The sequence below is a fragment of the Saccharothrix australiensis genome (assembly GCF_003634935.1).
In the GTDB taxonomy this organism is placed as follows: Bacteria; Actinomycetota; Actinomycetes; order Mycobacteriales; family Pseudonocardiaceae; genus Actinosynnema; species Actinosynnema australiense.
In genome coordinates, this window is sequence record NZ_RBXO01000001.1 from 6,636,798 (window position 1) to 6,650,539 (window position 13,742).

12 protein-coding genes are annotated in these 13,742 nt (G+C 73.7%); 4 read left to right on the top strand and 8 right to left on the bottom strand.

Annotation, left to right across the window (positions count from 1 at the left end):
* Positions 1 to 187: 187 nt before the first annotated feature.
* From C8E97_RS28050 to rimO, 4 genes are all read right to left on the bottom strand, one after another.
* Positions 188 to 610 carry a helix-turn-helix domain-containing protein gene (locus C8E97_RS28050; protein ID WP_121008401.1) on the bottom strand — a complete coding sequence of 141 codons (423 nt, stop codon included), beginning with the start codon at positions 608 to 610 and terminating at the stop codon, positions 188 to 190.
* A gap of 151 nt (positions 611 to 761) precedes the next feature.
* A complete protein-coding gene (locus C8E97_RS28055; protein ID WP_246019222.1) occupies positions 762 to 1,241 on the bottom strand; it encodes a CinA family protein in 480 nt (159 codons plus the stop codon).
* On the bottom strand, positions 1,238 to 1,822 hold the full coding sequence (pgsA, locus tag C8E97_RS28060) for a CDP-diacylglycerol--glycerol-3-phosphate 3-phosphatidyltransferase (protein WP_281275472.1): 585 nt from the start codon (positions 1,820 to 1,822) through the stop codon (positions 1,238 to 1,240). Before pgsA ends, C8E97_RS28055 begins: the two co-directional genes overlap by 4 nt.
* Positions 1,819 to 3,189 (bottom strand): 30S ribosomal protein S12 methylthiotransferase RimO, encoded by a 1,371-nt coding sequence (gene rimO / locus C8E97_RS28065; RefSeq protein ID WP_211347296.1) that lies wholly within the window; start codon positions 3,187 to 3,189, stop codon positions 1,819 to 1,821. The genes pgsA and rimO overlap by 4 nt, the downstream gene beginning before the upstream one ends.
* Positions 3,190 to 3,475: 286 nt before the next feature.
* Between rimO and C8E97_RS28070 the strand changes: the two genes are divergently transcribed.
* Positions 3,476 to 3,976, top strand: coding sequence for an amino-acid N-acetyltransferase (locus C8E97_RS28070; protein ID WP_121008404.1), 501 nt, complete (start codon positions 3,476 to 3,478; stop codon positions 3,974 to 3,976).
* A gap of 63 nt (positions 3,977 to 4,039) precedes the next feature.
* Positions 4,040 to 4,873, top strand: coding sequence for a MerR family transcriptional regulator (locus C8E97_RS28075; protein ID WP_121008405.1), 834 nt, complete (start codon positions 4,040 to 4,042; stop codon positions 4,871 to 4,873).
* Between the two features lie 381 nt (positions 4,874 to 5,254).
* Here C8E97_RS28075 and C8E97_RS28080 read toward each other — a convergent pair whose 3' ends face one another.
* Positions 5,255 to 7,771 carry a DNA translocase FtsK gene (locus C8E97_RS28080; RefSeq protein WP_121008406.1) on the bottom strand — a complete coding sequence of 839 codons (2,517 nt, stop codon included), beginning with the start codon at positions 7,769 to 7,771 and terminating at the stop codon, positions 5,255 to 5,257.
* Positions 7,772 to 7,900: 129 nt separating this feature from the next.
* On the opposite strand from C8E97_RS28080, the gene C8E97_RS28085 reads away from it, so the two are divergent.
* On the top strand, positions 7,901 to 8,680 hold the full coding sequence (locus C8E97_RS28085; protein WP_121008407.1) for a lysophospholipid acyltransferase family protein: 780 nt from the start codon (positions 7,901 to 7,903) through the stop codon (positions 8,678 to 8,680).
* Positions 8,677 to 9,588: an EamA family transporter gene (locus C8E97_RS28090; RefSeq protein WP_246019223.1), complete on the top strand. Its 912-nt coding sequence runs from the start codon at positions 8,677 to 8,679 to the stop codon at positions 9,586 to 9,588. The genes C8E97_RS28085 and C8E97_RS28090 overlap by 4 nt, the downstream gene beginning before the upstream one ends.
* Positions 9,589 to 10,325: 737 nt before the next feature.
* Here the strand turns inward: C8E97_RS28090 and C8E97_RS28095 are convergent.
* From C8E97_RS28095 to C8E97_RS28105, 3 genes are read right to left on the bottom strand one after another with little or no spacing between them, the layout of a single operon-like run.
* Positions 10,326 to 12,005 (bottom strand): ribonuclease J, encoded by a 1,680-nt coding sequence (locus C8E97_RS28095; protein WP_121008408.1) that lies wholly within the window; start codon positions 12,003 to 12,005, stop codon positions 10,326 to 10,328.
* Positions 12,002 to 12,898, bottom strand: a complete 897-nt coding sequence (gene dapA / locus C8E97_RS28100; protein ID WP_121008409.1) for a 4-hydroxy-tetrahydrodipicolinate synthase — start codon at positions 12,896 to 12,898, stop codon at positions 12,002 to 12,004. Before dapA ends, C8E97_RS28095 begins: the two co-directional genes overlap by 4 nt.
* 50 nt (positions 12,899 to 12,948) lie before the next feature.
* Positions 12,949 to 13,569 (bottom strand): TIGR03085 family metal-binding protein, encoded by a 621-nt coding sequence (locus C8E97_RS28105; protein ID WP_121008410.1) that lies wholly within the window; start codon positions 13,567 to 13,569, stop codon positions 12,949 to 12,951.
* Positions 13,570 to 13,742: the final 173 nt, after the last annotated feature.

Here is a 13,742-nt window from a genome sequence, read left to right on the forward strand (position 1 = left end):
GGTTCACCCTGAGTCACCCCTGAAACTTCGGTGGACACGGCCATCCTGCCTGGTCCGCGCCGGGCCGGACGCGCCGACCCCGCGGCGTGCCGACTCGTCGCGGCGCGACCGCCGCCCGCGCCGGGCGTCCACGACGAGAAGCCGAGCCGGTGTCCCGGCTCGGCTTCGGCTGTGGGTGCCGCTGGGGCTATGCCGCCACCACGGCGCCGCGCGGCTCGCCGATCGACGTGGCCAGCCGGTGCGTGAGCATCGGCTGGATGCGCAGGTCGGACAGGTCGTTGCCGATGACGGCGGGCAGCAGGGAGCCGCCCTCCAGGCTCGGCGCGGCGGGCTGCGCGCGCTCGGCCAGCTCGGCGGGGCTGGGCACCGGCCGCTGGACCGCGCCGATGTCCGAGGCGACCAGGTGGAGCAGCTCCGACAGGGGCAGGTCCAACGCCTCGCAGATCGCGGCCAGCAGCTCGCTGGACGCCTCCTTGCGGCCACGCTCCACCTCGGACAGGTACCCCAGGCTGACGCGGGCGGTCCTGGAGACCTCGCGCAGCGTGCGGCGTTGGGTGGTGCGGGCATGGCGGAGCCGATCACCGATCGCCTCGCGTAGCAGCACGGTCATCGCGCGCCTCCTTCCGGCCGGCCGTGCCACCACGTTACCGACCCGTCCCGTCGACGGGCAGTGACTTACGGGCACGTCCGCCCAAAGCGAACGAGCGAACCCGCCGGGGAGTTCCCGCGCCCGCCCGCCGGTGTGACCGGGATTGCCCTGCTCACCGGTCCCGGCCGGGGATCTTGACGTGGTCGAGGAGTAGGTCGAGGGCGGTGTCGACGGCCGCCTCGCGCACCGCGGCGCGATCGCCACCGACCGTGATCGAGCGGACCGACGAACCGGGCGGACCGGACAAACCGATGTGGACGGTGCCCGCGGTGACGCCGTCCTGGGGGTCCGGGCCCGCCACGCCGGTGAGCCCGAGGCCCCACGTGGCCCCGCAGCGGCTCCGCGCGCCCTCGGCGAGCTGCCGGGCCACCTCGGGGTGCACCGCGCCGCGCTCGGCCAGCAGGGCGGCGTCCACGCCCGCGAGGGACGCCTTCAGGTCCGTCGCGTAGACCACGAGCCCGCCGCGCAGCACGGCGCTCGCGCCCGCGACGCCCGTGATCCGCGCCGCCACCAGCCCGGCGGTCAGCGACTCGGCCGTGGCGACCGTCTCGCCGCGCGCCCGCAGCGCCGCGACCACCTCGGCGGCCGTCACGCGCCCGCCACGGCCCGCTTGCCGCGCGCCCGCAGCCGGATCGCGCGGACCACGTAGTCGACGCCCGTGACGACGGTCAGCGCCACCGCCGCGTACATGGCGACCACCGCCACCACCTCGACGCCCGCCGGCAGCGGCAGCAGGTACAGCCCGATGGCGAGGATCTGCACGAGCGTCTTGGCCTTGCCGCCCCGGCTGGCCGGTATCACGCCGTGCCGGATCACCCAGAACCGCAGCAGCGTGACACCGAGCTCGCGCGCCGCGATCACGACCGTGACCCACCACGGCAGCTCGCCCAGCGCGCTCAGCCCGACCAGGGCGGCCCCGGTCAGCGCCTTGTCCGCGATCGGGTCGGCGATCTTGCCGAAGTCGGTGACCAGGCCGTGCTTGCGGGCGAGGTTGCCGTCGACGTGGTCGGTCACCGACGCGACGACGAACACCGCGAACGCCGCCAGCCGCCAGCGGTGGTCGCGGCCGTCCTCGGCGAACAGCAGGTAGAGGAACACCGGCACGAGCACCAGCCGGGACATCGTCAGCACGTTGGCGATGTTCAGCACCGGCACGCGCGCGGGCTCGGTCACCTCGGGAGCACCTCCAGCGCGGTGACCACCAGGTTCACGCCCTCGGCCGCGTCGACCCGGCAGCGCACCAGGTCGCCGGCGCGGAGCCCGCCGCCGTCGGCGACCACGCACTCGCCGTCGACCTCGGGCGCCTGGTGGGCGGCGCGGCCGACGCAGTCGTTCTCGTCGTCCTCCTCGGTCTCGACCAGGACGACCACCTCCTCGCCGACGCGGTCCTCGGCGCGCTGGGCGGTCAGCTCCTCGACCAGGTTCGAGATCCGGTTCACGCGCTCGGCGACGGTGTCGGCGTCGAGCTTGCCCGGCAGCCCCTCGGCCTCCGTGCCGTCCTCGTCGGAGTAGCCGAACACGCCGACCGCGTCCAGCCGCGCCCCGGTGAGGAAGCGCTCCAGCTCGGCCACGTCGGCCTCGGTCTCGCCGGGGAAGCCGACGATGACGTTGCTGCGGATGCCCGCCCGCGGCGCGAGGTCGCGGATCCGCTCGATCAGGCCCAGGAACGACTCGGTGGACCCGAACCGGCGCATCCGCCGCAGGACGGCCTCGCTGGAGTGCTGGAAGGACATGTCGAAGTACTGGGCGACGTTCGGGGTGGTCGCGATCGCCTTCACCAGGCTGGGCTTGGTCTCGGCGGGCTGGAGGTAGGACACCCGCACCCGGTCGACCACCTGCGCCAGGCGCTCCAGCAGGTTCTCCAGGCCGCCCAGCTCGCGCGGCAGGTCCTTGGCGTAGGAGGTGGAGTTCTCGCTGACCAGGAACAGCTCGCGGACGCCCTGCTCGGCCAGCCACCGCGCCTCGGCGACCACCTCGTCGGGGTGGCGGGACACGAACGCGCCCCGGAAGCTCGGGATGGCGCAGAACGAGCAGCGCCGGTCGCAGCCGGACGCGATCTTCAGCGGCGCGACCGGCGTGTCCGCCAGGCGGGTGCGCAGCACGCGCGGGCCCCAGCCGTGGCCGGGCACCTGGACGTCCTCGGCGGCCTTGGGCCGCTGCACGGGCGTCAGCGGGAGCAGGGTGCGCCGGTCGACCGGCTGGTGGGACTCGACGCGGCGACCGGCGAGGACGTCGTCCAGGCGGTCGGCCAGGCGGTCGTAGTGGTCGAACCCGAGCACGGCGTCCGCCTCGGGCAGGCTGTCGGCCAGCTCCGCCCCGTACCGCTCGGCCATGCACCCGACGGCGACGACCTTCGCGCCGCTGTCCGAGGCGGCCAGCAGCATGTCGACGGAGTCCTTCTTGGCCGACTCGACGAAACCGCAGGTGTTGACCACGATCACGTCGGGCTCGTCGTCCACGAGCTGCCAGCCGCCGGCGTCGAGCCGACCGGCCAGCTCCTCGGAGTCGACTTCGTTGCGGGCGCACCCGAGGGTCAGCATGGCGACGCGCTTGGACGTGGTGGGGGAAGGCACGGTGCTCAGGGTAACCGGCGGTCCGTACCGCGCTTGACGTCAGCGGGGCGGAGCGCGGCCCGCGCCGGAGGTCGGACGTGGCGGAGGGCACGGCCGTGACTTCGGTCCCGGGTTCGGCGTCGGGCGCGGCGCGGTCGCGCGGGCGGGGTGCGGGCGGGGTGCGGCGGGGTGCGGGCGGGTGCGCGGGCGGGTGCGCGGGCCGGTGACGAGCGCCCGTCGGCCGCGGGCCGGCCCGGGGGGTTACGTTGGCACCGTGAACGACCCGATCAACGTCCGGCGGGCCCGGACCGGTGATGTGCGGGCCATGAAGGCCGTCATCGACCAGTACGCGGGCAAGGTGCTGTTGGCCAAGCCGCTGGTCACGCTCTTCGAGGACATCCAGGAGTTCTGGGTGGCCGAGGAGGGCGGCGAGCTGCTGGGCTGCGGCGCGCTGCACGTGCTCTGGGAGGACCTGGCGGAGATCCGCACGGTCGCCGTCGCGCCGCGCGCCCTCGGCCGGGGCATCGGCCACCGGCTGGTGCACCGGCTGCTCGAAACCGCCCGCGAGTTGCAGCTGTCCCGGGTGTTCGTGCTGACCTTCGAGACGGAGTTCTTCGGTCGCCACGGGTTCGTGGAGATCGACGGCACCCCGGTCTCCCCCGAGGTCTACGAGGAGATCATGCGGTCGGCCGACGAAGGCGTCGCCGAGTTCCTCGACCTGTCCTACGTCAAGCCGAACACGCTCGGGAACTCCCGGATGCTGCTCCACCTGTGACTGTTCGAGTTCCGACTCGCACAGTCTTGACTCCACCAGCGCGGACCGAGCAGGATCACCCGGGTGGAGCAGTTGACGGTGGACGAACTCGCGGTCCGGGTGGGGCTGCCGGGCAGCACCATCCGGATGTACCAGACCAAGGGCGTGCTCCACCCGCCCAAGCGGCAGGGCCGCCTGGCGTTCTACGACGCGTCCCACGTCGAGCGGCTCACGCTGGTCCAGCGGTTGCAGGCGCGCGGTTTCTCGCTGTCCGCCATCGCCGAGCTGGTGAAGGCCCGCGAGCAGGGCGCGAGCGTCGCCGCCGTGCTGGGCGTCGGCGACACCGAGGGCCCGGACGACTGGGTCCGGGTCCGGGTGCGCGACATGCGCCGGCTGGTGCCGACCGGCGACGTGCGGCCGGCCGTGCTGCGCCGGGCCATCGAACTCGGGCTGGTGCGGTGGCGGCGCGGCTGGCCGCACACCCGGCGCTGGGCGCTGGAGGCGGGCAACCGGCTCGCGCTGCTGGCCGTGCCCGCCGACGACGTGCTGGACAGCTTCGCGAACCTGCGCGCCGCCACGGACGGCATCGCCGCCGACTTCGTCGAGGTGTTCGAGCGCCGCCTGTGGCCGCAGCTCGCCGAGAAGTCCGAGCAGGAGGACCAGCTCGACCGCATCCGGGCGCTGCTGGTCGAGCTGACCTACACCGCCGAGACCGTGGTCGTGGGCACGCTGCGCGAGTCGATCCGCGAGGCGGCCGAGGAGTTCGCCCGCCGGCACGGTCTGCTGCCCGGCGACGACTTCCGGCCGGCGTGGGCGGAGGAACCGCTGCCCATCGCCGAACGTCTCATCGACCACGAGAACGAGATCCCGGACGAGCCCGCGATCCGGCGATTCCTCGACCAGGGCGACGACTCCTGACGCCCTGCCAGCTGTGCCCGACGCCGGTGGCGCCGGGGTGGTCCGAGCCGGTGCGGAGGGGTTCGGCTCGCCCACCCGACGCCGCCGGCCGCCGGGCCTCCCCGTGCCCGGCGGGCCGCGCGGCCCGCCGGGCACGCATCCCGCCCGGCACCCGGCCCTTCGCATCCCACCGGGACGCGTGCGAGCAGGGCGAACCGCCCTCGACTTCGGCGCCCGCAAGCCCGCCCCCGACTTCGGCGCCCGCGGGCCCGCCGCCGTCGCGGCGGACAGGGGCCTGCCGTTCGGCGCTCACGCGCGGCGATCCGCCGTTCGGCGTTCCGGCGCGGATATGAGCTTCTTCACACCGTCCAGCCGGTGGCCCCGCGCGTCGGTACCGCGTCCTCAGCCCTCCGCCGCGTCGTCGGGCGCGGAGCCGCCCCGGATCAGGTGCACCACGGAGTCCAGCTCGTCCGGCTTGATCAGCACCTCGCGCGCCTTGGAGCCCTCCGACGGCCCGACCACGCCGCGCGTCTCCAGCAGGTCCATCAGCCGCCCGGCCTTCGCGAACCCGACCCGCAGCTTGCGCTGGAGCATCGACGTCGACCCGAACTGCGACGTGACGATCAGCTCCGCCGCCTGGAGCAGCAGCTCCAGGTCGTCGCCGATGTCGGCGTCGATCTCCTTCTTCTCGCCCGCCTTCGCCGCCGTGACGCCGTCGGTGTACTCCGGCTGCGCCTGCGCCTTGGTGAACTCGACGATCTCGGCGATCTCCTCGTCGCCGACGAACGCGCCCTGCACGCGCACCGGCTTGGACGCGCCCATCGGCAGGTACAGGCCGTCGCCCATGCCGATCAGCTTCTCTGCGCCCGGCTGGTCGAGGATGACCCGCGAGTCCGTCAGCGACGACGTGGCGAACGCCAGCCGCGACGGCACGTTCGTCTTGATCAGACCGGTCACCACGTCCACCGACGGCCGCTGCGTCGCCAGCACCAGGTGGATGCCCGCCGCGCGGGCCTTCTGCGTGATCCGCACGATCGCGTCCTCGACGTCGCGCGGCGCGGTCATCATCAGGTCGGCCAGCTCGTCGACGATCGCCATGATGTACGGGTACGGCCGGTACTCGCGCTCGCTGCCGGGCGGCGCGGTGATCTCGCCCGAGCGCACCTTGCGGTTGAAGTCGTCGATGTGGCGCACCCGGTTGACCTGCATGTCCTGGTAGCGCTGCTCCATCTCCTCCACCAGCCAGGCCAGCGCGGCGGCGGCCTTCTTCGGCTGGGTAATGATGGGCGTGATCAGGTGCGGGATGCCCTCGTACGGCGTCAGCTCGACCATCTTCGGGTCGATCAGGATCATCCGGACCTCGTCCGGCGTGGCCCGCGCCAGCAGCGACACCAGCATCGAGTTCACGAAGCTCGACTTGCCGGAACCCGTGGAGCCGGCCACCAGCAGGTGCGGCATCTTGGTCAGGTTCGCGGTGACGAAGTGGCCCTCGATGTCCTTGCCCAGCCCGATGACCATCGGGTGGTTGTCGCCGACCGTGGACGGCGAGCGCAGCACGTCGCCCAGCCGCACCATCTCGCGGTCGCTGTTGGGCACCTCGATCCCGACCGCCGACTTGCCGGGGATGGGCGCGAGCAGCCGCACGTTGTCCGTCGCCACCGCGTAGGCGATGTTCTTGGTCAGCGCGGTGATCTTCTCGACCTTCACGCCGTGGCCCAGCTCGACCTCGTACCGGGTCACCGTCGGGCCGCGGGTGAACCCGGTCACCTTGGCGTCGATGGAGAACTGGTCGAGCACGCCGGTGATGGCGTCGATCATCTGGTCGTTGGCCCTGCTGCGGGTCTTGGGCGCGTCGCCGTCCTTGAGGATGGTGGGCGGCGGCAGCTTGTAGTCGCCCTCCACCGCGCGGACCACCATGTCGGCCACCGGCTGCTCGGCGGGTTCGGCCGCCTTCGGCTTCGGCGTGGCGCGCGGCCTGGGCGGCGCGGGCGCGGGCGGCGGCTCCTCCTCGGCGTCCAGCGGCAGCTCGGGCTGGTCGGGCCGCTCGTCGGGCGCGGTCGACCGCCGCCGGGAGGACCGCCTGGGCCGGGTCGGCTCGGGCTCGGCGGCCTGCGCGTCGAGCGCGTCGCCCGCGTCGGCTTCGCGGCCGAACCCCTCCTCGTCGTACTCGTCGTACCCGGCGTCGTCGCGGCGGCCGGGCAGCAGCGCGCCCAGCCGCGCGGGCACGTCGCGGATCGGCAGGTGCGCCAGCACCAGCACCCCGTAGCCGAAGATCAGCACCAGCAGCGGGCCGGCGACCCACGGCGTCAGGCCCTGCGCGAGGAACCCGCCCGCCAGGTACCCGAGCGCGCCGCCCGCCTCGCGCCGCGCCACCGGGTCGGTGGGCAGGCCGCCGACGAGGTGGAACATGCCGAGGAAGCCGACGGTGACGAGCAGGCCGCCGATCACCAGGCGGGGCCGTGCCTCCGGCGCCGGGTCGGTGCGCATCAGCGTGACGCCGACCACCAGCAGCACCAGCGGGACGATCAGCGCGGGCGCGCCGACCGAGCTGCGCACGGCGACGTCGACCCACTGCCCCACCGGGCCGCCCGCCTGCCACCACACGCCCGCGCCGGTGATCACGGCCAGCGCGATCAGCACCAGCGCCAGGCCGTCCCGGCGGTGCGCGGGGTCGAGGTCCTTGCCCCGGCCGACCGCGCGCACGACGCCGCCGACACCGCGGCCGAGCAGGCCCCAGACCCTCGTGACGGAGCCCGACGACCGCTTGGCCGCCGGTTTGCGGGCGGTGCCGCGGGACCGGGGTTTCGCCGGGGTGGACCGGGAACGCGGTTTCGCCGCGGCGGCGCGCGGCTTCGACCCGGCGGCCCTGGAGCCGCGGGTCGTGCCCTTGCCGCGCGAGGTTCCGGTTCGGCCAGCCATGTGTCTACGGTAGTCCCTGGAGCCACACCAGCCACAGCCGTCACGGCGGACGTGACGTGCGGCGCTTCCGCCCATGCTCGCCGGTAATCGACTACACCGACGCGTCGACACGCCGTAGCCTTCCCCGCTGTGTCCACACCACTGCTGTGGCGCGTGCTGACGGCCGTCGACCGCGGGTTCGTCGGCCTCAGCGGACGGCTCCGAGTCACCGGCGACATCCCGGCGCACCTCAAGGGCCGCCCCCTGCTGCTCGCGTCCAACCACATCGGCAACCTCGACCCGTTCGTCCTGATCGCCGCCTGCCGGACCATCGGCGTGGCGCCGCGGTTCCTGCTCGCGGGCGGGCTGCTCGACGCGCCGATCATGGGTCCCGCGCTGAAGGCGTCCGGCCACCTGCGGGTGGACCGGGCGGCGGCCGACGTCGGCGAGGCGTACCACCGGACCGTCGAGGCGCTGCGGCGCGGCGGCGACCCGATCGCCCTGTACCCGGAGGGCAGGATCAGCCTGGACCCCGGCCTGTGGCCGGAGCGCGGCAAGACCGGCGCGGCCCGGCTCGCGCTCAGCGGCGGGGTGCCGGTGATCCCGGTCAGCCAGTGGGGCGCGCACGAGGCCGTCTACTGGGGCAACACGCGCGTCGCGGGCTGGGCCGACTTCAAGCCCTACCTCACGTCGTACCTGCGCGGGCTGCGGCGGCGGCCGACGTTCCGGGTGCACTTCGGCGCGCCGGTCGACCTGTCGGACCTGCGCGACGGGCGGGCGGGCGACGCGCGGCGGGCGCACGAGCGGATCATGCGGGCCATCACGGCGGGCCTGGCGCCGCTGCGCGCCGACGAGCCGGACCGGCCGCGGTTCCACGACCCGACGCGGCCCACCACGGGCCACAGCCCCTGGCGACCGGAAGCCGCGTGAACACCAGGGGTCTGTCGCTCGCGCTGCTGTCGTCGTTGACGTTCGGGGTGTCCGGTGTGCTGGCCAAGCCGGTGATGGCGGCCGGTGTCACGCCGACCCAGGTCACCAGCGCGCGGATCGGCATCGCGGCCGTGCTGCTGGTGGCGTTCGTGGCGCTGGTCCGGCCGCGGGCGCTGCGGTTCGCCCGCGGGGACTGGGGCCTGCTGGTCGGCTACGGGCTGTTCGGGGTGATCGGCGCGCCGCTGCTGTTCTTCGTGTCGGCGGCGCGCGTGCCCGTCGGCATCGCGATGTTGCTGGAGTTCACCGCGCCGGTCCTGGTGGCGCTGTGGGTGCGGTTCGTGCGGGGTACCCGGCTCTCGGGCGCCGTCTGGTGGGGCATCGGCGTGGCGCTGCTGGGGTTGGCGGTGGTCGGCGAGGTGTGGCAGTCGCCGCGGCTGGACACCGTCGGCGTGCTGGCCGGGCTGGGTTCGGCGGTGTGCACGGCCGCGTACTACCTGCTGGGCGAGCGGGCGGCGGGCAGGCACGACCCGTTCGGCGTGCTGGCGGTCGGGATGGTGGTCGGGGCGGTGGTGCTGGCGGTGATCAGCCCGCCTTGGCTGGCGCCGGTGGGGCGGGACACCGAGCTGGGGCCGGCGTGGTTGCTGCTGGTCGGTTTGGCGTTCGTGGCGACGGCGGTGGCTTATCTGGCGGGGATCGTGTCGCTGCGGCACCTGCCTTCTTCGGCGGCGAGCGTGATCGGCCTGCTGGAGCCCGTGGTGGCGACGGTGCTGGCGTGGTGGTTGCTCGGCGAGGCGCTGGGTGTGGTCCAGGTCGTCGGGGCGGTGGTGCTGCTGGGCGGGGCGGCGGTCGTGCAGGTGGCGAGCAGCCGCACCGTCCCCGTGGTGGAGCCGGTGCCCACGCCGGGGTGACGTCGGGCGAATCGCCAGTGCTCGCACCGTGACCGCTCCGGCGGACCGCACCGGCGTGACCGCACCGGCGTGACCGCACCAGGGCAGCCGCACCAGGGCAGCCGCACCGGGGCGACCGCGCCTGGGTGGCAGCAGGGGCGGATGACCGCCGGTGTTTCCATCGCGATGATCGCCGGCTGGTCGCGTTCGGATCGACGAGCACGTCGGGCTCGGCCGCTGTGTCCGGGCCCCGATACGGATACGGCGTACGCGCTCATTTAAGCGTACAACCTACGCCAATAAATAAGCGTAGGCTGTACGCTTAACTTACGCGTACAAGATACGCGCAATCTTGCGCGTATGACATACGCGCAAACTCGCATGAGGTTAGCGTATGCCATACGCGTACCAATAGGCGTATGTCGTACGCTTAAGCGGTGCGTGGAATGGCTGCGGCTAGGACTGGGCTGGGGCTGGGGCTGGAGGCCACTGGAGATGCGCTGGACGTCTTCAGGGCGGGTGGGCGGTCGTGGCGAACGCGTCCGGCCCGGCTGGTGTAGCCGGGCCGGACGCGGTGTCACTGTGCCGGTTCGCTGTCGGTGTCGCCGTCCCGGTGTCGCCGTCCCGCGGTGTCGCTGTTTCAGGGGCCGACGTCCTACAGGGTCGCCGTCCTGTGATGCCCTACGGTGTCGCCGTCTTGTGACGTGACCCGGTCGTCGGGCGAGGGCGTACCTCGGTCAGGCGGCGGGCAGGTGTGGTCACACCGGGATGATCGTCGGCACGATCATCGGCCGCCGGCGGTAGGTCTCGGCCACCCAGCGGCCCACCACGCGGCGCACGGCCTGCGCGATGCGGTGCGAGTCGGTGATGCCCTCGGCCTCGGTGCGGGACAGCTCCATCTCCACCAGGGAGATCGCCTGGTCCAGTGCCTTGGGGTCGTCGGAGAAGCCGCGGCCCGACACGGTCGGCGGCGCCACCGCCCGGCCCGTGCTGGAGTCCACGGCCACCGTGATGGCGATGAAGCCGCCCTCGCCCAGCACCAGCCGGTCGGACAGGGTCGACTCGCCCACGTCGCCGACGGACAGGCCGTCGACGTACACGTGGCCGACCTCGACCCGCCCGCTGATCGCCGCCTCGCCGTCGACCAGGTCCACCACCACGCCGTCCTCGGCGATCACGACCCGGTCCTCCGCCACGCCCGTCGCGACCGCGAGCGCCGCGTTGGCGCGCAGGTGCCGCCACTCGCCGTGCACGGGCATGACGTTCGACGGCCGCACCGCGTTGTACAGGAACAGCAGCTCGCCGGCCGGCGAGTGGCCGGACACGTGCACGTTGGCGTTGCCCTGGTGGACGACCGTCGCGCCCAGCCGCGCCAGGCCGTTGACCACGCCGAAGACGGCGTTCTCGTTGCCGGGGATCAGCGACGACGCCAGCACGATGGTGTCGCCCGGCCGGATCGAGATCTGCCGGTGCTCGCCGCGCGCCATGCGGGACAGCGCCGACAGCGGCTCGCCCTGCGACCCGGTCGACACGAACAGGACCTCGTTGGCGGGCATCTCCATCGCCTCGTTGAGGTCGACGAACAGCCCGTCCGGCACGTGCAGGAAGCCCAGCTCGGCCGCGATGCCCATGTTCCGGACCATCGACCGGCCGACCAGCGCCACCCGCCGGTGGTACTGCGCGGCCACGTCGAGCACCTGCTGCACGCGGTGCACGTGCGAGGCGAAGCACGCCACGATGACCCGCTGGTCGGCCTTGCGGATCACGTTCTCCAGCACCGGGCCGATCTCCCGCTCCGGCGCCACGAAACCGGGCACCTCGGCGTTGGTGGAGTCGACCAGGAACAGGTCCACGCCCTCGTCGCCCAGCCGGGAGAACCCGGCCAGGTCGGTCAGCCGCCCGTCCAGGGGCAGCTGGTCCAGCTTGATGTCGCCGGTGTGCAGCACCAGGCCGGCCAACGTGCGGATGGCGACCGCCACCGCGTCCGGGATGGAGTGGTTGACCGCGAAGAACTCCAGCTCGTACGGCCCGAACGCGCGCCGCTCGCCGTCGGAGATCTCGACCAGCGTCGGGTTCTGCCGGTGCTCCTTGCACTTGGCCGACAGCAGCGCCAGCGTGAACCGCGAACCCACCACGGGCAGGTCCGGGCGCAGCTTGAGCAGGAACGGCACCGCGCCGATGTGGTCCTCGTGCCCGTGGGTCAGGACCAGCGCGTCGATGTCGTCCAGGCGCTGCTCGATGGCGCGGAAGTCCGGCAGGATCAGGTCCACGCCGGGCTGGTCGTCCTCGGGGAACAGCACGCCGCAGTCCACGACCAGCAGGCGGCCGGCGTGCTCGAAGACGGTCATGTTGCGGCCGACCTCGCCGATACCGCCCAGTGCGACGACGCGCAGACCTCCGTCGGGCAGTGCGGGCGGGGGTGAGTTCGGGTTGATCACGCGTTGACTCCCAGTTCGGCCGTGATGGCCTCGATGTCCTCGGATGTTGCGGGTACCAGCGGCAGCCGGGGGTCGCCCACGTCCACGCCGCGCAGGCGCAGCGCGGCCTTGGTGTAGGTGACGCCGGGCATCCGGTCGAACGGCCGCAGCAGCGGCAGCAGGTCCTGGTGGATCGCGGTGGCGCGGGCGACGTCGCCGCCCTCGAACGCGTCCAGCATGTCGCGCAGCCGGTCGCCCACCAGGTGCGAGACGACGCTGACCACGCCGACCGCGCCAACGGCCAACCAGGGCAGGGTGAGCGGGTCGTCGCCGGAGTAGTAGGCGAGGTCCGTGGCCGCCATGACCCTGCTGCCCGCGAGCAGGTCGCCCTTGGCGTCCTTGACCGCGACGACGCGCGGGTGCTCGGCGAGCCGCAGCAGGGTCTCCACCTCGATCGGGATCACCGAGCGAGGCGGGATGTCGTACAGCATCACGGGCACCCCGACGGCGTCCGCCACGGCGCGGAAGTGCGCCTCGACGCCCGCCTGGGACGGTCGCGAGTAGTAGGGCGTGACCACGAGCAGGCCGTGCGCGCCGGCGGCCTCCGCCTGCCGGGCCAGCTCGACGCTGTGCGCGGTGTCGTACGTGCCGGCGCCGCCGACCACGGTCGCGCGGTCGCCGACGGCCTCCACGACGGCGCGGACCAGGTCCGCCTTCTCGGCGTCGGTGGTGGTCGGGCTCTCACCGGTGGTTCCGTTCAACACGAGACCGTCGCTGCCGAGCTCGACCAGGTGCTTCGCGAGCTGCTGCGCCTTGTCCAGGTCCAACGTCCCCGAGGCGTCGAACGGGGTCACCATCGCGGTGAGCACGCGGCCGAAGGGGCGGCCGGGCGAGGCGGTAGGGCATCCGGTCATGGCCAAACGCTACCGCCTGACCTGCGCGCGGGCCGTGATGGGCCCGGTGTTCACAGGCTCCGGTCGAGCGTCCTGACCGCCGTGACGGCGTCCTCGTCGCCGTCGTATTCCACTTCGGCGCGCTTCCGGCCGAACGCGTGCAGCAGCAATTCCGAGACCTGTCCGGTCAGCACCACGGGGTTCGGGCCCGCCTTGGCCGTGACCGACTCGCCGTCGGGACGGCGCAGCACCACGCCCACCGGGCTGCGGCGATGGGTGAGGCGGGCGGCGGCGCGCAGGCCGCGCCACAGCACGGCGTCCCGCGCCGGCTCCGGCGACCGGGGCCGCCAGTCGTCGCGGGCGCGGCGGACGTCCTCGTGGTGGACGAAGTACTCGACGCCGTTCACCAGCTCGTCCAGCAGGGCGTGCGGCGACCACTTCGGTGGTCCGGAGCGCACGAGGTCGACCAGCTCGGGCCACGGCCGGGCCGCGTAGCCGTCCTGGACCTTCCGCGTGTGGGCGGCGAGCGGTGCGAGCAGGATGCCCGCCGCCGCGTCCGGGCGGCGTTCGCGCAGCACGAGGTGGGCGGCCAGGTCCCTGGTCCGCCACGGGTCGCACAGGGTCGGCGCGTCCGGCCCGACCTCGGTGAACAGCCTGGTCAGCAGCCTGCGTTCGTCCTGCGCGACACCCATGTGCCCAGGCTACTTCCCGACGCGGGTCGCGCCCTCCCGACGGGCGGGCCCCCGGCCGGTCCGCGCGCCGCCGGGAGGGCGCGCCGGGGTGCCGACGACCCGCCGGCCGGCGGACCGGGGTGCGTGGGGCGCCGGCCGGTCCGGAGCCGGGCGCGACGCGTCTCGACCGGGGC

Excerpts from the sequence above, each read along its gene's own strand:
- C8E97_RS28050 (WP_121008401.1), bottom strand. The coding sequence starts at position 610 with ATGACCGTGCTGCTACGCGAGGCGATCGGTGATCGGCTCCGCCATGCC.
- rimO (WP_211347296.1), bottom strand. The coding sequence starts at position 3,189 with ATGCTGACCCTCGGGTGCGCCCGCAACGAAGTCGACTCCGAGGAGCTG.
- C8E97_RS28080 (WP_121008406.1), bottom strand. The coding sequence starts at position 7,771 with ATGGCTGGCCGAACCGGAACCTCGCGCGGCAAGGGCACGACCCGCGGC.
- dapA (WP_121008409.1), bottom strand. The coding sequence starts at position 12,898 with ATGACCGGATGCCCTACCGCCTCGCCCGGCCGCCCCTTCGGCCGCGTG.
- C8E97_RS28105 (WP_121008410.1), bottom strand. The coding sequence starts at position 13,569 with ATGGGTGTCGCGCAGGACGAACGCAGGCTGCTGACCAGGCTGTTCACC.